The sequence below is a fragment of the Sphingomonas quercus genome, from assembly GCF_018863195.1.
GTDB lineage: Bacteria > Pseudomonadota > Alphaproteobacteria > Sphingomonadales > Sphingomonadaceae > Solisphingomonas > Solisphingomonas quercus.
The window spans coordinates 387353-407562 of the sequence record NZ_JAHKRT010000001.1; the positions used below are offsets into that span (position 1 = coordinate 387353).

Below are 20210 nucleotides of genomic sequence, written 5' to 3' on the forward strand. Positions count from 1 at the left end.
AGACAATGGCCCGTGCATTCTTCCGCCGCCGCAAGAGCTGCCCCTTCTCCGCGAAGGACGCGCCCCGGATCGACTATAAGGACGTGCGCCTGCTCCAGGGCTTCGTGTCCGAGCGCGGCAAGATCGTGCCGTCGCGGATCACCGCAGTCTCCGCCAAGAAGCAGCGCGAGCTCGCCCAGGCGATCAAGCGTGCCCGTCATATCGGGCTCCTCCCCTATATCGTGAAGTAAGGAGCCGATCCGATGGACGTCATCCTGCTGGAGCGTGTCGAGAAGCTGGGCAAGATCGGGGACGTCGTCTCCGTGAAGGCCGGTTTCGCGCGCAACTATCTCCTCCCCCGCAAGAAGGCGCTGCGCGCCAACGAAGCGAACAAGAAGGTCTTCGAGGCCAACCGCGCCCAGATCGAAGCCGACAATGCCGCCCGCCGTTCCGACGCCGAGAAGGCATCGACGGGCATCGACGGCAAGACGATCACCCTGATCCGTCAGGCGTCGAACACCGGCCAGCTCTACGGCTCGGTCTCCGCGCGTGACCTCGCCGAGGTGCTCGAGGCCGATGGCGCCAGGGTCGCCAAGAGCCAGATCGTCCTCGATCGCCCGATCAAGGCGATCGGCCTCTACGAGGTGAAGGTCTCGCTGCACGCGGAAGTGTCGGTGACGATCAAGGTCAACGTCGCCCGCAGCCCCGAGGAAGCCGAACTCCAGGCCCAGGGCGTGGACGTGATGGCCGAGATGTTCGAGCGCGACGAAGCCGGCTTCACCGAGGATTACGATCCGAACGCCGAGCCGGGCGAGATCGCCTCGGATCGCGAGGAGGCTCCGGCCGAAGAGGCCTGATCCTTCCCGATCATCGCAAGGAAAAGGGCCGGCCGGAGCGATCCGCGCCGGCCTTTTTCATTCGTCCCCGAGCTTTTCGCGGAAGCGGTAGAGGAGCGGATTCGCCGGGCATGGCCCGCCGCCGCCGTGCTTCGCGGGCTCACCCTCCCAGCCAGCTGGGGGCGCAGTCAGCCTCGGGACACCATCACCACGGCGCCGCTGATCGCGAAACCGTCGCGCAACTCGGCAAGGGCGATGCGCACCGGCAGCTCGCCACCGCCATTGACCAGCATGATGCTGTCGAAGGCGCGCGCACCCTGACCGGTCAGCACCGCCTCGATCGCGTCCGAAGCGGCGGCGCGCGACGGCAGGCTGAGCAGATCGGTGAAGCGCACCCCGCCCAGCCGTTCGGGCGCGAAACCGGCCATCTGGGCCAGCGGCTCCTCGACATGCTCGAAGGTGGCGCGCGGGCCCAGCCGGCCGACGCCGACCCCGCCGTGCGTCACCCGCGCCTGCGCCAGCGCGGCATGCTCCTGCTCGGCGCGCTCGGCGTTGCGCAGGCCCGCGACGTTGCGGAACGTGACGCCGACGCCCCCCGGATACGGGAACAGGCGCATGCGCAGCAGTCGCTCGCCGTTAGGGCCGGCGGGCAGATCCACCTGCATCTCCTCGCCGGTGCGCAGCGCCTCGCGCAGATGGCCGGCGATCATCGCCTCTCGTCCGGTGAACACCTCTTCCGGCGTGCGGCCGATCAGTCGCTCTTCGGGCTGGCCGAAATGGGCGACCGCCGCCGCATTGAGCCGCACGAAGCGCAGCTCCGTATCGAAAGCGGCAAAGGCGCTGCCGATCTGACCGAGCACCACCGAGAGGCGGGCGGATTCGAGGTCCTCTTCCTCCGCCGCGGGGCCGTGGCCGGCGGCCAGCTCCTCATAATGCTCGACGGCGAGCATCATCACGCGCGGCCGCCCATGATGGGTGACGACCAGTGGCCCCTGGGCAGCACGATCCTGCCACATGCCGAAATTTCGCGTGATTTCCGCGGCTGAGACGAAGCGCGGAGTCTTTCCCTGGTACATGCCAGCCTCCTTTCGTGTCACCGCATCGACGCACGAAGCGGAAAACTGAGCAAAGCCAGACGAGTCCATTTTAACGGCAATTCCGCAAAGCGCCCGGTTCGCATGGTAGGTGTATCACTAATCAACGCCGCCCATTCTACACAAATGGGTGAGGTATTGAAACGAAACGAGAAAGGCGCTGCGGCGGTCGAGTTCGCGCTCGTCGCGCCGGTGCTGCTCGCCATGCTGGCGGGGATCGTCGCCTATGGCGGATGGTTCTGGATGGCGCATTATCTGCAACAGGCGGCCAATGATGGCGCACGCGCGGCCCTCGCCGGCCTCACCGCGTCCGAACGCCAGACCATCGCCAACGCCACCGTTCTCGCCGACCTCGCCACCGCCGGCAACCTCGACCCCGCGAAGGCCGCGGTCAGTGTCGAGGAAACATCCGAAACGGTTGTGATTCGCATCCGCTATGATGCTCGGAACAACCCATTTTTTGCGTTCCGGCTGATTCCGATGCCGCCGCGGACAATCCGCGCCTCGGCCGCCGTCCGCCTGCCGCCGGCATGATCCGCCGCCTCGGCCGGGACCGGCGCGGCAGCGTCACGATCCTGATGGCCGGCATCATCGTGGGCTTGCTCGGCGTGACGGGCCTCGCGGTCGATGTCGGCGGCGCCTATCTGAAGGCGCGTTCCCTGCAAGGCACCGCCGATGCCGCAGCGCTCGCCGCCGCCGGCAATCCCGCCGCGGCGCAGGCGGCGGCGGTGGCGGCGGTGCGCGACAATGGCTGGGGGGGCGCCGCGGTGCAGGTGCAGCAGGGCCAATATGCGCGCGACGTCGCGGTGCCGCTCGCCGCCCGCTTCACGGCGGGCAACACGCAGCCGAACGCGGCGCGGGTCACCGTGAGCGGGGAGGCGTCGCTGCGCTTCGCCCGGGCGCTGTTCGGCCAGAGCAGCGTGCGGATCACTCGCCGCGCCACGGCGATGCGGATCAATCAGGCGTCCTTCTCGATCGGCACGAGGCTGGCCAGCCTCCAGGGCGGGGTCGCCAATGCGCTGATCGGGCAGCTGATCGGCGGGTCGCTCAATCTGTCGGTGGCGAGCTACAGCGCGCTGCTCGGTGCCAATGTCGATCTGTTCACGACGCTGGATGCGCTGCGCAGCCGGCTGAGCCTGACCGGCGCGAGCTATGGTCAGGTGCTGGCCGCGAATGTCACGGTGCCGGTGCTGCTGCGCTCGATCGCCGACGCATTGGGCCAGGGCGGCCAGGGCGCGGCGGCGGCGGCGCTCAACCAGATCGCCAACAGCGCGGCCGCGCGCCCGCTCCAGACCAGCCGGCTGATCGGCCTCGGCTCCTATGGCGCGCGGATGACCGCAGGCGGGGTGCAGATCGGCATGTCCGCCTGGGATCTCGCCCAGGCGGCGATCGGGCTGGCCGGTGGGCCCCGCCAGGTCACCGTCAACGTCAGCACCCTGCCGGGGCTGAGCGGCCTGCTCAACACCAACCTCTATTTCGCGACCGGCGAGCGGGCGGCGCAATCGCCGTGGCTGACGGTGACGAGCAGTACCAGCGCTGTCGTGCGCACCGCGCAAAGCCGCCTCTATCTGTCGACGCGGGTCAGCGTTGCCGGGTTGCAGGCGCTGGGCCTGGGCACGCCGGTCGACCTGCCGATCTATGTCGAGCTGGCCTCGGCCGAAGCGCGGCTGTCGAGCATCTCCTGCCCGACCAGCGCCACCGCCGAGGCGCGGCTCGCGGTGACGGCCGGCGGCGGCCATCTCGCGCTGCGCAAGGTGGCCAACCCGGCCACCGCGCTTGCCGACTTCACCCGGCCGGTCAGCGAATCGCGGGCGACCCTCGCCGACCTCGCGCTGGTCAAGCTCTACGCCAATGGCCGCATTGATCTCGGCGGCAACACCCCGCAACAGCTGACATTCACCCGCGCCGATGTGAATGCGGGGACGCTGCGCTCGGTATCGACGCTCGACCTCGCCGGCGGCATCGTGCTCAGCCTCGTGCGCTATCCGGGCATGATCTCGGCCGACCTGCTCGGCATTCCGCTCAACCTCGATGCGATCGTCAACCTGCTGGCGAACGCGCTGACTCCGACCGCCGGGCTGCTCGACGAGGTGCTGAACAGCGTGATGGGGCTTGTCGGCCTGCATATCGGACAAGTCGACGTGCGGATGAACGGCATCAGCTGCGGCCAGCCGATCCTCGTCGCCTGAGCGGAGGAACGATCGCCCCGCCTGTGGATTGATTCCGTTCGCGAAACGGAGACGGGCAAGATGGCGGCGCGTGCATATTGGCAGGGTCAGATCAGGCTGGCGCTCGTTTCCATCCCGGTCGAGGTCTATTCAGCAACGAAGAGCGGCGCCTCGATCAGCTTCCACCAGATCCACGAGCCGAGCGGCAAGCGGATCAAATATGAGAAGGTGGTGCCGGGCATCGGCCCGGTCGATCGCGACGAGATCCTCAAGGGCTTCGAATATGAGAAGGGCGAATATGTCCTGCTCGACGAGAAAGAGATCGAGGGGGTCAAGCTTGATTCCAAGCGCACGCTCGAGCTGACCCAGTTCGTCGATTATACGGACATCGATCCGATCTATTACGACAAGCCCTATTATGTCGTCCCGGCCGACGACCTCGCCGAGGAGGCGTTCATCGTGCTGCGCGAGGCGCTGCGCCGGGCAAAGAAGGTCGGCATCGGCCAGCTGGCGCTTCGCGGGCGCGAATATGCCGTCAGCCTCAAGCCGTGCGGGCGCGGGCTGGTGATGGAAACGCTGCGCTATGCCGACGAGGTCAACAAGGCGGCCGGCTATTTCCGCGAGATTCCGGACGACAATCCGGATGCCGACCTGCTCGACCTTGCCACGACGCTCATCGAGAAGAAGACCGGCAAGTTCGACGCCAGCGAGTTTCACGACCGCTATGTCGACGCGCTGCGCGCCCTGATCGATCGCAAGCGCAAGGCCAAGGGCGGCCGCAAGATCATCGAGGAGGAGGATACGCCCGCCCAGTCGCGCGGCTCCAACGTCGTCGACCTGATGGCGGCGCTCAAGAAATCGCTTGAACGGCCCGACGCCAAGACCAGCAAGGCGGTGAAGACCACGCCGGCCAAGGACGCGCCGGCGCCCCGCAAGACCGCCGCCCGCCGTTCCACCGCCAGCCGCAAGCGCGCCTGACATGGCCCGCACCGCCAAGGGCGATCCGCTCGCCACCTACAACGCCAAGCGCGACTTTTCCCGGACCAGGGAGCCGAAGGGCGAGCGCAAGCAGGGCGAGGGCAATCTGTTCATCGTCCAGAAGCATGACGCTACCCGCCTCCATTGGGATTTCCGGCTGGAGCTGGACGGCGTGCTGAAGAGCTGGGCGGTGACCAAGGGCCCGAGCCTCGACCCTGCGGACAAACGACTCGCGGTGCGGACCGAGGATCACCCGATGTCCTATGCGACATTCGAGGGGATCATCCCCAAGGGCGAATATGGCGGCGGCACGGTGATGCTGTGGGACCAGGGGACGTGGACGCCGGTGCCGGGCAAGGATCCGCGCCGCACGCTGGAGGAGGGGCATCTTCACTTCACCCTCGACGGCGAGCGGATGAAGGGGGAATGGCTGCTCGTCCGCCTCAAGCCGCGACCGGGGGAGAAGCGCGAGAACTGGCTGCTGCGCAAGGTCGCCGATGCCGAGGCGGGCGCGTCGGGCGGGCTCGTCGATACCGCGCTGACTTCGGTCAAGACGGGGCGCTCGATGATCCAGATCGCGGAGGGCAAGGAGGTCTGGCATTCCAACCGCGCCGAGGCCAGCGCCGACCCGCAGGCGGAATTCGCGAAGCCGGCGAAGAAGGCGGCGGCGGCCAGGCCGCGGCGGTCCGCCGCGGGCAAGCGCCACCCGCTCCCCGCCTTTCAGCCACCCCAGCTCGCCACGCTGGTCGATCATGTGCCGTCCGGCTCGGCGTGGCTGCACGAGGTCAAATATGACGGCTATCGCTGCCTGGTCGCGGCCAGCGGCGGCGAGGCCAGGGCCTATACCCGCACCGGGCTCGACTGGTCGGACAAGTTCGCACGGGTCGTGAAAGCGGTGGCCGGGCTTGGCCTCGACGGCGCGCTGATCGACGGCGAGGTGGTCGCGCTCGACGCCAAGGGGCGCCCGAGCTTCCAGGCGTTGAAGGACGCGCTGTCGGCCGGCGGCGAGCTTCACTATTTCGCGTTCGACCTGCTGCGCGACGGCGGCGAGGACCTGACCGGCCTTTCCAACCTCGAGCGCAAGGCGCGGCTCGCGGCTCTGCTCGAAGGCGCGGCGCCGCCGATCCATTATGCCGAGCACATCACCGGCGGCGGCGAGGAGATGCTGCAGACGCTCTGCCGCGAAGGCTATGAGGGCGTCGTCTCCAAGCTCGCCGACGCTCCCTATCGTGGGCGGCGGACGCAGGGCTGGGTGAAGACCAAATGCCTGCACCGGCAGGAGTTCGTGATCGTCGGCTGGACGGCCAGCGACAAGGCGCGGCGCGGCTTCCGCGCGCTGCTGCTCGGGCTCAACGGGCCGGACGGGCTGCGCTATGCCGGCAAGGTCGGCACCGGCTTCGACCAGGCGATGATGACGGAGCTGATGGAGCGCATGCGGCCGCTGGCGCGCAAGACGGCGACGGTCGAGGCGCCGCGCGCCGCGACGCGCGGGGCGCAGTGGATCGCCCCGAAGCTGGTCGCCGAGATCGCCTTTACCGAGTTCACCGACGACGGCGTGCTGCGCCATCCGAGCTTTATCGGCCTGCGCGAGGACAAGGCCGCCGAGACGGTGGTCGCCGAGACCCCGGTGCCGGCCCCGGACGTCCCCGCGCGCGACAGCTTTGCCGGCGTGAAGATCAGCAATCCCGACCGGGTGCTGTTCCCGGAGGGCAAGCTGACCAAGGCCGATCTCGCGGCCTATTATGGGACGATGGCCGAGGCCATGCTCGACTGGATGGGCGATCGCCCGATCAGTCTGGTGCGCTGCCCGCAGGGGCGCGCCAAGCAATGCTTCTTCCAGAAGCATGACGCCGGCAGCTTCGGCGATGCCGTGCATCACGTCCCGATTCGCGAGAAGGACGGGCATGAGGAGCCCTATCTCTATGTCGACGACGCGCGCGGGCTGATGACCTGCGTGCAGATGGGTACGATCGAGTTCCACGGCTGGGGGGCGCGGCGCGAGGACGTCGAGAAGCCGGACCGGATGGTGTTCGATCTCGACCCCGATGTCGGGCTCGGCTTCGACGTGGTCAAGCGCGCCGCCTTCCAGCTGCGCGACATTTTGGGCGAGATGGGGCTGGTCAGCTATCCGATGCTCACCGGCGGCAAGGGCGTGCATCTGGTGCTGCCGCTGGAGCCGTCTCGCGAATGGCCAGAGGTCAAGGATTTCGCCGAACGCTTCGCCCGCGCCGCCGCTGCCGCCCATCCCGATCGCTTCACCGCCAACATGAAGAAGGCGACCCGCACCGACCGCATCTTCCTCGACTGGCTGCGCAACCAGCGCGGCGCCACCGCCGTCATGCCCTATTCCGCCCGCGCGCGGGCCGGGGCGCCGGTGGCAGCGCCGGTGACCTGGGCCGAGCTGGAGGAGATCGAGACGCCCGCGCTCTACCATATCGGCGATGCCGCGACGCTGCTCGCCCGCCGCGCCTCGCCTGCGCTCAAGGATTGGGGCACGCACCGGCAAAGACTGCCCGACCTCTGACAGCCCTGTTCCGGACGAGTTCCGCTTCGCCAACAACTTGTTAAGCGTTATGGGGAAAAGGGGGGATAGGGGGGACTCGGTCCTGCGGGCTCCCGAGAGGGGTAGACACACACGATGCGTGCCGTGCTGGCCTTATTGCTGGCACTGCTGGGAAGCTTCTCGGCAGGCGTGGCGGGTCGTGCGGCCACGCCCGTGGTACTGCGCATCGGCGCGCCGCTCTGCCATGCCATCACCCCCCGCGATGCGCCGCCGCCGGCCGCCGCCGCCTATCGCTGCACCGGCACGCCGCAGGGTTATCAACGGGGTACGCTGTGGCTGCGCGCGACGCTGACCGGCGAGACGCTGGCCGGACATGGCATGAGCCTGCTCGTCCACCAGACCCGTTTCGACCGGGCGACGACCTGGTTCGATTATGCCGACGGCGTCCATATCGAGACGGGCACGGTGCTCGCCGGCAATTATGGCGACCTGTGGCGGCTGAACGGCCAGGTCGCGTTCGCCGCACCGGGCCGGCGCGTGCCGGTGACGGCGGTGACGCTGCGCTTCGACGGGCTGGCAAGCAGCGACCTGCTGCGCATCCGCCTGCTGCCGGCCGACGCCGCCGGACGCGAGGTGTCCCTGGCTTCGGCGCTGGTCGGCGGCGGGCTCAGCCTGTTGCTGCTCGGCGCGCTCTACAGCCTGTCGCTGGCGGTCGCGGCGCGACAGGCGTTCATGGCCTGGCACGCGGCGTGGGCCGGCAGCGTCTTCCTCTGGGGGACGATCTGGTCGCAAGCCGCGCTGACCATCGTGCCGGGGATTGCCGGTACAGCAGCTTCGCAGGCCTGCACCTTCCTCTCGACCCTCGCCATCGCCTGCGCCACCGCCTGCGCGATAAAATCGATCCCGGCGGGTGTCGTACCGCGCTGGTTGAGGTGGGCGGCGCTGATGCTCGGCGGCGCGGTAGCGTTATGCGGGACATGGGCGGCCACGCTTACCGACGGACGCATCGCGGCGGCCGGCGTGCTGCTCAGCGTGCTGGTGCTGTCCTTGCTGGCGGCGGTGGCGGCGGCGATCGCGCTCGCATGGCGGCGCGGCAGCCGCGACGCGCGTGACTTCGCCTTCGCGTGGGTGCCGGCGATGATCACCCTGGCGCTGACCCAGATTTTCGATTTCGACACCAGCCTGATGGGCGGCGGATCGCAGGTGGCGGTGCTGATCGCCTCCGCGCTGCAAACGGCGTGGCTGTCGATCGCGGTGACGCTGCGCCTGTCCCGCCTGCGCAGCGAGCGCGATGCCGCGCGCACCGCCCAGCGCGAGCTGGACGAGCTTTCCCGGCGCGATTCGCTGACCGGCCTGTTCAACCGGCGCGGCTTCATCGCGCGCGCCACGGCGACGCTGGAGAGCGAGGCGCTCGGGCTGCTGCTGATCGACATCGACCACTTCAAGCGGGTCAACGACAGTTTCGGCCATGATGCGGGCGACGCCGTGCTGCAGGGCATCGCCGCCTGCCTGCGCGAATGGGAGGACGAGCATTGCTTCGCCGGGCGGATGGGCGGCGAGGAATTCGTGCTCGGCATGCACGGGCTCGCCGCCGGACCGCTGTTGCAGCACGCCGAACAGGTGCGCGAGGCGATCGCCCGCTGCCCGCATGAGGCGCTGGCCGACGGACCCGGCGTCACCGCCAGCATCGGTGTTGCCGCCGGACCGCCCGGCGCGTCTTTCCGCGACATCTACAAGGCGGCCGACCAGGCGCTGTACGAGGCCAAGCGCCTCGGCCGCAACCGCGCCGAAAGTCGCGCGACGGTGACCAGCGCCGGCCCGCCCCCACCGCAGCCGGAGCGGCGCGCCAGCTTGTGAGCCACCGGGGGCTATGCCACACAGCCGGCCATGACCGTCGCCCTCGCGCTCCTGCTCGCCGCTGCGGCCCCGACCGGGGAATTGTCCAACGGCCGGATCAGCCTGTCCTATTATCTGCCCGACGCTGCCGCCGGCTATTATCGCGGCACCCGGTTTGACTGGGCGGGGCTGGTCTCGCGGCTGGAGTATCGCGGGCAGCGTTTCTATGGGCCGTGGTATGATCGCATCGACCCGGCGGTGCGCGACTTCACCGATACGCCCGACGCGATCACCGTCGGCACCAACAGCAGCGCGATGGGGCCGGCCGAGGAATTCGCCGCAATCGGTTATGACGAGGCCGCCCCCGGCGCGACCTTCCTGAAGATCGGCGTCGGCCTGCTGCGCCGCGCCGACGACAAGCCCTATAACCAGTTCCGCAGCTACGACGTCGCCGATGCCGGCCAGTGGAGCGTCGCGGCCGATCGCCGCCATGTCAGCTTCACCCAGACCCTGCGGGATCGGGGATCGGGCTACGGCTATGTCTATACCAAGACGCTGCGACTGGTGGCGGGCAAGGCCGAGCTGCGCGTCGAGCATGTCTTGCGCAATACGGGGCAACGGATGATCGCGGCGGACGTCTACAGCCACAATTTCCTCGTCACCGGACTCAACACCGGGCCGGATTTCGCGATCACCGCGCCCTATGCGATCACCAACGCCCCGCCCAGATCGGCGGCGCTGGCGACAGTGACCGGACACCGTGTCGGCTTCACCCGGCCGCTGACCCCCGGCGAGCGCGTGTTCATGCCGGTCGAGGGCAAGGGGCCTTATGATTTCCGGGTCGAGAACCTCCGCACGGGCGCCGGCTTCACCGTGAAGGGAGATCGGCCGATCGAGCGGGTCGTGCTGTGGTCGATCCGCACCACCATCTCGCTTGAACCGTTCATCGCCATCCGCGCCGCGCCCGGGCAGGAGACGCGGTGGAGCTATCGCTACCGCTATTTCGCGCCCGCCAGCCGCCGGCGCCCGCGCCATTAGGTCGCACAGGCCCTAGACCAGCGCCGTCGCGCGGGCATGGCCGTGGTGTAGCAAAGCCTCCAGCCGCTGCAGCGCGCGACGCAGCCGTTCATGGTCCATCGCTCCGCCGAACGAGATGCGCACGGCCGGCGGCGACGCCTCGTCGGGCCGCGCCGCGAAGGCCTGCGCCGACACCGCCGACAGGCCGGCCGGACGCAGCATCGCCGCCAGCTCGGCCGGCGCCGGCATGTGCGCGGCATCGAGGCGCAGCCAGAGGTGATAACCCTCCGGATGGGTGGCGTAATCGAGCCCCGCCAGCGCGCGCGAGACGATGCGCTGGCGAGCCACCGCCTCCTCCCGCACCGCCGCGATCAGCCGCCCGAACGTCCCGTCGCGCAGCCACAGCGAAACCAGCGCGGCGTTGAGCGGTGGCGCCATCACCGCCGTCTCGTGCACGTCCGCCGCCAGCCGCCACGCATCGCGCAGCGTGGGCGCCCGGACATGGGCGACGCGCAGCGCCGGGGAGATGATCTTCGACGTGCTGGCGACATGCCAGGTCAGCTCCGGCGCGAGCGCGGCGATCGGCGTCTGCGGGGCGGCGGGAAGCAGGCCATAGGCATCATCCTCGATGATCGCGAGGCCGTGGCGCCGCGCCACCTCGGCGATCGCGCGGCGGCGCTCCATGTCGAGGGTCACGGTGGTGGGGTTGTCGTTGGTCGGCACGATGTAAAGCGCGCGTGCCCCCTCGCCCGCTGCCGCCGCCAGCGCATCCGGATCGATGCCGCCGGCGTCACCCGGCAGCGCCCGCACGCTGAGCCCGAAGCGCGCGGCGAGCGCCAGCATGCCGGGATAGGCATAGGCGCCGGTGCAGATCACATCGCCACGCGCCAGGGTCGCGCCCAAGATGGCGTGCAACGCATTCTGCCCCCCGGCGGTGACGATCACCTCGTCGTCGGCGGTCTCCAGCCCGCGCGCGGTGAACGCCGCTGCGGCGGCGAGGCGATCGTGCAGGCTGCCCCCGTCCGGCTGATATTGCAGCATCGGCGACTGACCGCCCGCGCGCAGCAGCACGGCATGACCCGTGCGGATCGCATCGGCGAGCAGCGCGAAGCCCGGCTGCGGCGGCATGTTCATGCCAGTATCCGCCGCCGCCCCCGCCGAGGCGGACAGCGCCACCCCGTTGCGGACATAGGAGCCGAGCCGCCCCGCCCCCTCGATCAGCCCGGCCTCGCGCATGATCGTATAGGCGCGGGTCACAGTCGTCAGGTCGACCGCGAGCGTCCGGGCGAGATCGCGTTGCGGCGGCAGGCGCTCGCCCGGCCGCAGCCGGCCGTCGCGGATCGCCTCCTCGATAGCGGTGGCGATGACCGCATATTTGGGGCCGCCATGGTCGTCGAGCCGCGGGAGCCAGCTTTGCATGGGAACAGTGGAGCCTTTGTATGGTTGTTAGGACCATACATAAATCCTAGATAGCGGGCAACGCCGAGTGATCGTTGGAGTCGTCCCGATGGAAGCCGCCGCCGCCCCCGCCGAAAAGGAATGGCCGAAGCTCGATCCGGTGCAGACGGGGCTGCGCGGCCGCTGCCCGCGCTGCGGCGAGGGGCATTTGTTCAAGGGCTATCTGAAGCTGGCCGAGGGCTGCGAGGCCTGCGGGCTCAGCTATGGCTTTGCCGACCCGGCGGACGGCCCGGCCTTCTTCGTGATCTGTTTCGGCTGCGTGCCGGCGGTCACCTTCGCGCTGCTGCTGCAGATTTTCGTCGACCCGCCGATGTGGGTGCATCTGGTGACCAGTCTGCCCTTCCTGCTCGCCACCTGCATCCTGCCGCTGCGCCCGCTCAAGGGCTGGCTGGTGTGCAGCCAGTATTTCTACAAGGCGCGCGAAGGGCGGATATTGGGCGAGTGGAAGCCGTTCGGGCCGGATGGCCCGTCGGTGAGGTCGCCAGCGCATCCGTGGTAAGGATGATCGCTTTTCTGGGGTGACATCCTGCGCATCGGCATGATGCGGCGGCCAACGTGAACCGGTCAAATTCTCGAATGCCGGTCGACCATTCCCGAACGATCATATCTTCGCTTCGACGGCCCCGGCCTACTTCACCACTTCCCCCGCCGCGACGCCCCATAGCCTGTCCGTCGCCACGAACCCCCGCTTCCCCTTCACGTCGAACGCGCACCAGCCGTCCGCGCAGCTCGCGATGCGGCCGACGACGCCGGGCTCGGCTTCCCACACCACGCGCGCGCCCGGTTCCGGGGAGGCGCGCAGCGGTTCGGTGCCGGCGCCGGTGATGACTCCGGTCCGTGTCTCGCTCAGCAGGTTGGCGAGCATCCAGCCGACGGCGCCGTCCTGATCCTGAACGCGGCGCCAGCCCTGCACAACCTGCAGCACCTTCACCGGCAGGCCGGCGCGGCGATACAGCCAGATCGCCGGAAATTGCCGGCCCGGGCCGGTGCGCATGCGCGCCTCGCCGGCCGAGATCGACGCCCAATAGGGGACGGCGCGCTCCGGCGGCTGGGCGTGGGCAACGGCGGGGAGCGTGGCGGCGAGGAGGGCAGCGAGGCGGGCAGTCTTCATGGCCGCGCCATAGCGGTTCGCGGGCGCGCGGGGAATATTCGCCGGGCCGGTGCCCTGCGGAACCTGTCGGGAGGTACCTCGTTCCACCGCGGTAACTATCGGGGAGGTCCATTGATGAAGCGTAACTCTATCCTCGCCGCGGCGGCCGTCCTTTCGCTCGGGCTGGCCGGTCCTGCCTCGGCGCAGAGCGCAAAGCAGATGCTGAAAGGCACCGCTATCGGCGCCGGCGGCGGCGCGCTGGTCGGGGCGATCGTGCCGGGCATGTCGGTCGGCACCGGCGCATTGGTCGGCGGGGCCGGCGGCGCCGCCTATACGGCGCTCAAGAAGAACCACAAATATTACCGGGACAGCCGCGGGCGGCGTTACTATCTCGATCGGCGCGGGCGGCGCGTCTATCGCTGAGCGGCGTCTGTCCCCGTCAGGATGACGGGTGCTCCGGGACGAACGGAAACTAATCCAGCTCCGCCAGCCACTCCGTGATCATCCGGCGACCGGCCGCCACTGCGTGCGCGCCGTGGCGGTCGTTGTCGGCGCGCAGCGTCGCGATGTCGGTGCCGGCCTCGGCAATATAGTCGACATTCTCCAGCCAGGCGTCGAAGCGCGGATCCTCGCCCATCTCCGCATGGCATTGCAGCGCCAGCAGCGCGCGTCCGCGGCGGAATACCTGGTGCGGATAGGCTTCGGTGGAAGCGAGCAGCTCGACATCGTCGGGCAGCTCGAACGTGTCGCCATGCCAGTGCAGGATCGGCACCTCGGCAAGGTGACGGAGCGGCGAGGCGAGCCCCGCCGCGGTCAGCCGCAGCGGGGCATAGCCGACCTCCTTGACCGGCCCGGCATAGACACGTTTGCCGAGGGCGGCGGCGATCATCTGCGAGCCGAAGCACACGCCGAGCGTCGGCCGGCCGGCGTCAAGGCGGGCGGCAAGGCCATCGAGCTCGCGCGGAATCCACGGATGGTCGGCATGTTCATAGACGCCCATCGGCCCGCCCATCACCACCAGCAGGTCCGGCGCGAGATAATCGACGGCGTGGAATTCCGGATCGGCGACGTCGATGCGATCCAGCACGAAGCCGGCCTGCTCGACAGGCGCACGGAAGCCGGCGATCCCCTCATAAGGGACGTGGCGGATGATGAGGCCCTTCTTCATGCCCGACCTCTGGCCCGGCGGCGGGCCGGAGGTCGAACAAGAAAGGCTTGGGCGCCCTCAATTGCCGGTGAGGATGCGATCCACGAGCTGGCCGACGCTGGGCACGAAGCCGTTCGAATAGAAGGGATCCTGCCGGAAACGATAAGCGGCATGGCCGGCGAACATCAGGTTCTGGTCTACATCGCCGCCATGGGCGATGTCTTGCAGGGTCTTCTGGATGCAGAAGCTGCGCGGATCGGCAAGGCGGCCGGTGGAATTGGATTCGGTATCCATCCACGAGGAGAAGCCGCAGGCCGACAGGCAGCCCATGCAATCAGCCTGATCCTTGCGGATGACGCGCGCCTCCGCATCGGTGACGAAGACGAGGGTGTTGTCCGGCGTCTTCAGCGCCGTGGTGAAGCCGAGGCCGAACCATTCGCGGGCGCGCAGCAGGTCGTTGCGGGTGACCCAGAAGCTCTTGCCCTTGACGCCGACGTCGAGCTGATACTGGTGGTCGCCCGCCGCCTGGGTGGAGAAGGCGATCTGCCGTTCCGAGCGCGCCTCGAGGTTGCGCAGGAAGGGATTGCGCACCGCGCTCGAATAGAAGCCGGTCGGCGAGAAGCGGTGGAGCAGGATGTCGCCCTCGTCGAGCGTCATCAGCCGCTGCTTCCATGCCTCCGGGATGGGGCTCTCCCTGGTGAGCAGCGGCCGGGTGCCGAACTGGAAGGCGATGGTGCCGAGTTCGGGATTGTCGATCCAGTCATTCCACTCGCGCAGGAACCAGACATTGCCGGCCATGACGATCGGCGTGCTGTCCGGGATGCCGCCCTCGCGCATCGTCTCGCGCAGCGCCTTGACGCGGGGATAAGGATCCTCGGGGATCAGCGGATCCTCGGCGTTGGACAGGCCGTTATGGCCGCCCGCCTTCCACGGATCCTCGTAGACCACCGCCGCCAGCCAGTCGGCTGCCTTCGAATAGGCACGCTTCCACAGCGCGCGGAAGGCGCGCGCCGAGGATACGATCGGCAGATAGCTGACATTGTAGGAGGCGGCGATCTCGGACAGCTTGTAGGGCATGCCGGCACCGCAGGTGACGCCGGAGACCAGGCCGCGGGTGCGTTCGAGCACGCCGTGCAGGACGCGCTGGGCGCCGCCCATCTCCCACAGCACGTTGATGTTGATGGCGCCGTGACCGCTGGCGATGTCATAGGCGCGGCGCACCTGCTCGACGGCGCCGTCGATGGCGTAATTGATCAGCTCCTCGTGGCGATCACGGCGGGTGAGCGCGCGATAGACCTGGGGAATGATGCGGCCTTCCGGATCATAGCTGTCGGCGTTGACGGCGGAAACGGTACCGATGCCGCCGGCAGCCGCCCAGGCACCGGAGGAAGCGTGGTTCGTGGCCGCCACGCCCTTGCCGCCCTCGACCAGCGGCCACACCTCGCGACCCCCATAGACGATCGGCCGCAAACCCTTGAACATCTCGCCTCCGTGCTGAAAAATCCGCCGGCCTATAGCAGAAGCGAGGCATTTTGCGCGCGGAAAACTGTGTCGGAATGTAAGGCTCAGGCGAGTCCGAACGCGCTCTTGGGCACATGGGTGATGCGGCAGGCGAGGTCCGCCTCGCCGGATGCGACGATAAAATGGTCGCCCGCGTCGGCCAGGCCGGTGGAGAACACCACGTCACGAATATACATCCGGTGCTCCAGCGGCCGGGTCAGCTCGGGGGCGGGCTCGAGGATGGGCTGGTGGCTGGTGCGCACCACGCGCGAGGGATCGTCGCGGTCGAGCAGCGACCAATAGGTGCGGTAGATGCCGACGATCTCCTTGGGCTCGACGCCATGCCACAGCGACAGCCAGCCCTGGTCGGTGAGCACCGGCGGGGTGCCGCCGCCCATGCGCGCGGTATGCAAGGTGGCCGAATGGGGGCGGATGCCCGGCTTCTCATAGGGCTTCCAGTGAAGCCCGTCCGGCGAGCGGGCGAGGTTGATCGACGGGCCGGCGCGCCATTCGCTGCCCGGGGGATATGCGAAATAGAGGTCGCCGAGCGGCCGCGTCTGGGCCCAGTAGAAGCCGTCCACCAGCCCCTCGAAGATCAGCATATCCTTGTTCTGATGATCGAGGATGATGCCTTCCAGCCGCCAGTCGCGCGCGTCCTCGGAGGTGTAGAGGGTGGTGGAATGGCGCTCGGGGCTGACCGAACAGCTGGTCATCATGTAGCGGCCGTCGACGCGGCTGATCCGCGCGTCCTCGACGCCATAGCATTGCCACGACGCGGCAGGTGCGACGGCCCGCTCATAATCGACGGCGACCACCTCCCGCCCGTCCGCCGACAATTCGACCGGCAGCAGCCATGACAGCGAGGTCAGCGCCATCACCCGCCAGCCCGGCCCATGGACCAGGAACTTGCGCGGATCGCGCGTGTCGACGAGGTCGAGCGGCCACGCATCCAGAACATAATTGCCCTCGTCCCAGCGGATGGCGCGGATATGGCCGTCGCGGATCGGATGGCTGAGCGCTTCGGCGATGCGCACCATCATCAGCAGATTGCCGTTGGGCAACCGCGTCAGCGCCGGGTTGAACGCGCCGAGCACGAACGTCTCCTCCCCGCCGAGCCGGCCGGCGAGCGGGGAGCGGGACAGATCGACATCATCAGGGCCGAAGACCAGGCGGTCGATCGGGGCGCTCATTCCTTGTCCTCGGTGCGCGGGGTGATGACGAGCTGCTGGACGACGGCGCGCCGCGGCTGGGTGAGGAGATAATGGACGCCGACGGCGATATCTTCGGCGCGGAGCATCGTCTCCTCCCTGATCTTCTCGCGCTGCTTTTCCGGCGGGAATTCCGGATATTGGAAATCGGCCCCGGTCTTGCCCGGCTCGACCAGCGAAACCTTGATGCCCTTCGGCCCCAACTCGCGGCGCAGCGCCTCGGAAAAGCCGGCGATGCCCGCCTTCATACCGGCATAGACGGTGGAACCCGGCTGAAGCGTGTGCGACGACATCGAGCCGATCAGCACGATGTCGCCCTCGCCGCCCAGCCGATCCGCGGCGGCGTGCGCGCTCATCAGATAGGCGGTGAAGTCGGTAGCGATGGCGTAGCGCAATTCGGCGGCGCTCATTTCGGTGAGGCCGCTGGCCGGAATGGCGGCGTTGATCACCGCGATGTCGAGCCCGCCAAGCGCCTGCTCCGCGGCAGCGAAGAACCGGTCGGAGGCGCCCTCCCCGGCGAGATCGATGGCGATGCCGTCGCCCTCGCCCACCTCGCGGATGCGGGCGAGCGCATCATCGAGATGCTCCGGCGTGCGACCGCATACGAACACTTTCGCCCCCTCGCTCGCCAGCAGCACGGCGATGGCGCGACCGATGCCGGTGGTGCCGCCGGTGATGGCGGCGCGGCGTCCCCTGAGATCGGGCTTGGCGGTGTGAGCGTCGGCGAGATCGGTCATGTTGGGGGGCTCCTCTGTCCGGAGGCCAAAAGCCCCGAACGGGCGGAGCGTTCCCCGCATCATCAGCAGAGCGGACGAGCCACCCGCCTCACCCGATCACTTTCGCCATGCTGCCGGCCCCACCTAGGCCACTCGCGCCAGCAGCCGGTCGATCGCCTCCGCCACCGGCGGCTCGTCCAGCGTCGGGGCGTGGCCGGTGCGGGGCAGCGTCACCAGTTCGAGCCCGATGCGGGAGACCATCCGCTCGGCTGATTCGGCCGAGAGGATGTCGCTGAGCGCGCCGCGCACCAGCAGTCCCGGCATGTCGCGCAGCGCCTCGGCGGCCGGCCACAGGTCGATAGCATCGGCATGGAGCCGCATCGGCTCGGCGATCTTCATGTCATAGTCGTAGACGATGCGGCCCGACGCGTTCAGCCGGCAGAGCCTTTTGGCCATGGCCAGCCAATCCTGCAGCGCATAATCAGGGAAGACCGCGGCATTGCCGTCAGCCAGCGCGCGGGCGGCGTGGAGCCAGGTCGGATAGGCGGCGGGCTTGCCGACATAGCCGCGAATGCGCTCCAGCCCGCGCGGGTCCAGCTCCGGCCCGATATCGTTGAGCAGCACGCCGGCGAACCTGCTCCGCCCGGTGGCGGCGAGCAGCATGCCGAGCAGCCCGCCCAGCGACGTGCCGAAATAGACGAAGCGCGCGAGCTGCAATTCGGTGATTAGCGCTTCCAGATCCTGCAGGTAGGTGAGCGGCACATAGGTCATGGAATCGCGCGCATAGGCGCTCTCGCCGCGGCCGCGCAGCTCGACGCAGATCAGCCGCCAGTCGCCGGCCAGCCGCGCCGCCAGCCCCTCGAAATCGCGCGCGTTGCGGGTAAGGCCGGGCACGCAGACGATCGGCGGGCGGTCCGGCCGGCCCGGATAGTCGCGATAGTGAAGGCGCAGGCCGTCGCGCGACCACCACCAGCCGTCGTGCCATTCGATCGCCCGTGCTGTCATGGTTGCGCTCCCGCCTCCCTGCCCCCCATATCGCGTCATGGCCCAGACCCCGCAATATAATCCGGCAACGCCGATCCTCACGCTCGGCGACGGCTTTTACGATCCGGTGGCGGCGGCGGACTTTCCGCAGACGATGCTGCGCTTCCGCAACGATCGCGCGGCGGCGACGGTGGGGCTGGCAGGGCTCGGCGATGCGGAGTGGATCGCCCATTTCGGCCGCTTCCAGCCGCTTCCCGACAACCTGCCGCAGCCGCTGGCGCTGCGTTATCACGGCCACCAGTTCCAGGTGTACAATCCGGATATCGGCGATGGGCGGGGCTTTCTCTTCGCGCAACTTCGCGCCGGGGATGGCCGGCTGCTCGATCTCGGCACCAAAGGGTCGGGGCAGACCCCCTATAGCCGCTTCGGTGACGGTCGGCTGACGCTGAAGGGCGGCGTGCGGGAAATCCTCGCCACCGAGATGCTGGAGGCGCTCGGCGTGCGGACTTCCCGGACCTTCTCGCTGATCGAGACGGGGGAGCGGCTGCAACGCAACGACGAGCCCTCCCCGACCCGCTCGGCCGTGCTGGTACGGCTGTCGCATGGGCATATCCGCATCGGCAGCTTCCAGCGGCTGGCCTGGTTCAAGGATGCGGAGGGCATGCGTGCGCTCACCGCCTATTGCCTTCGCACCCTCTATGACGAACATCCGGGCGACGTGCCGGAGGTGCAGCTCCTCTCCCATGTCGTGCGCGGCGCGGCGCGGCTGGCGGCGAGCTACATGGGGGCAGGCTTCGTCCATGGCGTGCTCAACAGCGACAATATCGCGATCACCGCCGAGAGCTTCGACTATGGCCCGTGGCGCTTCGCGCCGAACTGGGAGCCCGGCTTTACCGCCGCCTATTTCGACCATCAGGGCCTCTACGCTTTCGGTCGGCAGGCGCAGGCGATCCACTGGGACGTCGTGCAGCTGGCGGTGTCGCTGCGGCTGTTGAGCGAGGCCGACCCGCTGGTCGAGGTGCTCGAGGAGTTTCCGCAATTCTACGAGGCGGAACTGGCGGCGGCGATGCTCGCCCGGCTCGGCGTGACGCTGGCGACGGAGGCGGACCGGCTCGCGCTGCTCGAGGCGATGCAGGCGGCGCTGACCGACGGCGGCGTCGGGATCGACCGCTTCTTCTTCGACTGGCGGGGCGGGCGCCTGCGCCGCGAGGCGGATGCGTACGACGCACCGGCCTTTGCCGGCTTCCGGCTGGCGGTGGCCCATGCGGCGCCGGTGGCCGGGGCGACGGATCACGATTACTGGGCGGAAGAAGCCCCGTGCTCGATGCATATCGACGAGGTGGAGGCGATCTGGTCGGCGATCGCCGAACGTGACGACTGGGCACCGCTATACGCCAAGGTCGAGGCGATACGGCGCATGGGTGAAGCGCACCGAGTGTGAAGGAGTAAGACTATGCGTATCCTGCTTCTCACCGCCGCCGCGCTGGCCCTTGCCGGCTGCGTGCGCACGGCGGCCAATATCGTCACCTTCCCCGTGCGCGCCGGCAGCCAGGTGGTCGACTGGTCTACCACCAGCCAGGAAGAAGCCGACCGCAATCGCGGCCGCGAAATGCGCAAGCAGGAGGAACGCGAGGCGAAGGAGCGGCGCAAGGAGGAAAAAGAAGCCCGGCGGCGAGAGCGGGACGCCGGGCGCTAG

The 20210-nt window shown here is 68.8% G+C and carries 20 protein-coding genes; 12 read left to right on the forward strand and 8 right to left on the reverse strand.

Annotated elements, in window-relative coordinates; all coding sequences use genetic code 11:
• Positions 1-5: 5 nt before the first annotated feature.
• Both rpsR and rplI read left to right on the forward strand, forming a co-directional pair.
• Positions 6-230 (forward strand): 30S ribosomal protein S18, encoded by a 225-nt coding sequence (gene rpsR, locus KOF26_RS01955; RefSeq protein WP_011950937.1) that lies wholly within the window; start codon positions 6-8, stop codon positions 228-230.
• Positions 231-242: 12 nt separating this feature from the next.
• Complete coding sequence (gene rplI, locus KOF26_RS01960) at positions 243-836, forward strand: 50S ribosomal protein L9 (RefSeq protein WP_216319115.1); 594 nt, start codon at positions 243-245, stop codon at positions 834-836.
• Positions 837-1003: 167 nt separating this feature from the next.
• On the opposite strand, the gene KOF26_RS01965 is transcribed toward rplI, so the two are convergent.
• Entirely contained in the window at positions 1004-1891 is an 888-nt protein-coding gene (locus KOF26_RS01965) for a PAS domain-containing protein (RefSeq protein ID WP_216319117.1), read from the reverse strand.
• 144 nt (positions 1892-2035) lie between these two features.
• Here KOF26_RS01965 and KOF26_RS01970 point away from each other — a divergent pair, with 144 nt between their 5' ends.
• From KOF26_RS01970 to KOF26_RS01995, 6 genes are all read left to right on the forward strand, one after another.
• Entirely contained in the window at positions 2036-2443 is a 408-nt protein-coding gene (locus KOF26_RS01970) for a TadE/TadG family type IV pilus assembly protein (protein WP_253200953.1), read from the forward strand.
• Positions 2440-4098, forward strand: coding sequence for a pilus assembly protein TadG-related protein (locus KOF26_RS01975; protein WP_216319120.1), 1659 nt, complete (start codon positions 2440-2442; stop codon positions 4096-4098). The genes KOF26_RS01970 and KOF26_RS01975 overlap by 4 nt, the downstream gene beginning before the upstream one ends.
• A gap of 60 nt (positions 4099-4158) precedes the next feature.
• Entirely contained in the window at positions 4159-5055 is an 897-nt protein-coding gene (ku, locus tag KOF26_RS01980; RefSeq protein ID WP_216319122.1) for a non-homologous end joining protein Ku, read from the forward strand.
• Position 5056: 1 nt separating this feature from the next.
• The gene (ligD, locus tag KOF26_RS01985) at positions 5057-7579 is read left to right on the forward strand and encodes a DNA ligase D (RefSeq protein ID WP_216319125.1); all 2523 of its coding nucleotides are present in this window, start codon (positions 5057-5059) and stop codon (positions 7577-7579) included.
• A 114-nt stretch (positions 7580-7693) separates the two neighbouring features.
• A complete protein-coding gene (locus tag KOF26_RS01990; protein ID WP_216319128.1) occupies positions 7694-9415 on the forward strand; it encodes a GGDEF domain-containing protein in 1722 nt (573 codons plus the stop codon).
• A 30-nt stretch (positions 9416-9445) separates the two neighbouring features.
• Positions 9446-10432 (forward strand): hypothetical protein, encoded by a 987-nt coding sequence (locus KOF26_RS01995; protein ID WP_216319132.1) that lies wholly within the window; start codon positions 9446-9448, stop codon positions 10430-10432.
• A 12-nt stretch (positions 10433-10444) separates the two neighbouring features.
• On the opposite strand, the gene KOF26_RS02000 is transcribed toward KOF26_RS01995, so the two are convergent.
• The gene (locus tag KOF26_RS02000) at positions 10445-11830 is read right to left on the reverse strand and encodes an aminotransferase-like domain-containing protein (protein ID WP_216319135.1); all 1386 of its coding nucleotides are present in this window, start codon (positions 11828-11830) and stop codon (positions 10445-10447) included.
• An 88-nt stretch (positions 11831-11918) separates the two neighbouring features.
• On the opposite strand from KOF26_RS02000, the gene KOF26_RS02005 reads away from it, so the two are divergent.
• Complete coding sequence (locus KOF26_RS02005) at positions 11919-12368, forward strand: DUF983 domain-containing protein (protein WP_216319138.1); 450 nt, start codon at positions 11919-11921, stop codon at positions 12366-12368.
• Between the two features lie 129 nt (positions 12369-12497).
• Here the strand turns inward: KOF26_RS02005 and KOF26_RS02010 are convergent, their stop codons facing one another.
• Positions 12498-12980: an SH3 domain-containing protein gene (locus tag KOF26_RS02010; protein ID WP_216319141.1), complete on the reverse strand. Its 483-nt coding sequence runs from the start codon at positions 12978-12980 to the stop codon at positions 12498-12500.
• 114 nt (positions 12981-13094) lie between these two features.
• Here KOF26_RS02010 and KOF26_RS02015 point away from each other — a divergent pair, with 114 nt between their 5' ends.
• Complete coding sequence (locus KOF26_RS02015; protein ID WP_216319145.1) at positions 13095-13382, forward strand: YMGG-like glycine zipper-containing protein; 288 nt, start codon at positions 13095-13097, stop codon at positions 13380-13382.
• Positions 13383-13431: 49 nt separating this feature from the next.
• Here KOF26_RS02015 and KOF26_RS02020 read toward each other — a convergent pair whose 3' ends face one another.
• The 5 genes from KOF26_RS02020 to KOF26_RS02040 form a co-directional block, all read right to left on the reverse strand.
• The gene (locus KOF26_RS02020) at positions 13432-14127 is read right to left on the reverse strand and encodes a glutamine amidotransferase (protein ID WP_216319148.1); all 696 of its coding nucleotides are present in this window, start codon (positions 14125-14127) and stop codon (positions 13432-13434) included.
• A gap of 57 nt (positions 14128-14184) precedes the next feature.
• Positions 14185-15588 carry an NAD(P)H-dependent flavin oxidoreductase gene (locus KOF26_RS02025; protein WP_216319151.1) on the reverse strand — a complete coding sequence of 468 codons (1404 nt, stop codon included), beginning with the start codon at positions 15586-15588 and terminating at the stop codon, positions 14185-14187.
• 83 nt (positions 15589-15671) lie between these two features.
• Positions 15672-16796: a glycoside hydrolase family 130 protein gene (locus tag KOF26_RS02030; protein WP_216319154.1), complete on the reverse strand. Its 1125-nt coding sequence runs from the start codon at positions 16794-16796 to the stop codon at positions 15672-15674.
• Positions 16793-17551 (reverse strand): SDR family oxidoreductase, encoded by a 759-nt coding sequence (locus KOF26_RS02035; protein ID WP_216319157.1) that lies wholly within the window; start codon positions 17549-17551, stop codon positions 16793-16795. The genes KOF26_RS02030 and KOF26_RS02035 overlap by 4 nt, the downstream gene beginning before the upstream one ends.
• A 123-nt stretch (positions 17552-17674) precedes the next feature.
• The gene (locus tag KOF26_RS02040) at positions 17675-18535 is read right to left on the reverse strand and encodes an alpha/beta fold hydrolase (RefSeq protein ID WP_216319160.1); all 861 of its coding nucleotides are present in this window, start codon (positions 18533-18535) and stop codon (positions 17675-17677) included.
• Positions 18536-18572: 37 nt separating this feature from the next.
• Here KOF26_RS02040 and KOF26_RS02045 point away from each other — a divergent pair, with 37 nt between their 5' ends.
• Together KOF26_RS02045 and KOF26_RS02050 are read left to right on the forward strand one after the other, a co-directional pair.
• Positions 18573-19955 carry a protein adenylyltransferase SelO family protein gene (locus KOF26_RS02045; protein ID WP_216319163.1) on the forward strand — a complete coding sequence of 461 codons (1383 nt, stop codon included), beginning with the start codon at positions 18573-18575 and terminating at the stop codon, positions 19953-19955.
• 12 nt (positions 19956-19967) lie between these two features.
• Entirely contained in the window at positions 19968-20210 is a 243-nt protein-coding gene (locus KOF26_RS02050) for a hypothetical protein (protein WP_216319166.1), read from the forward strand.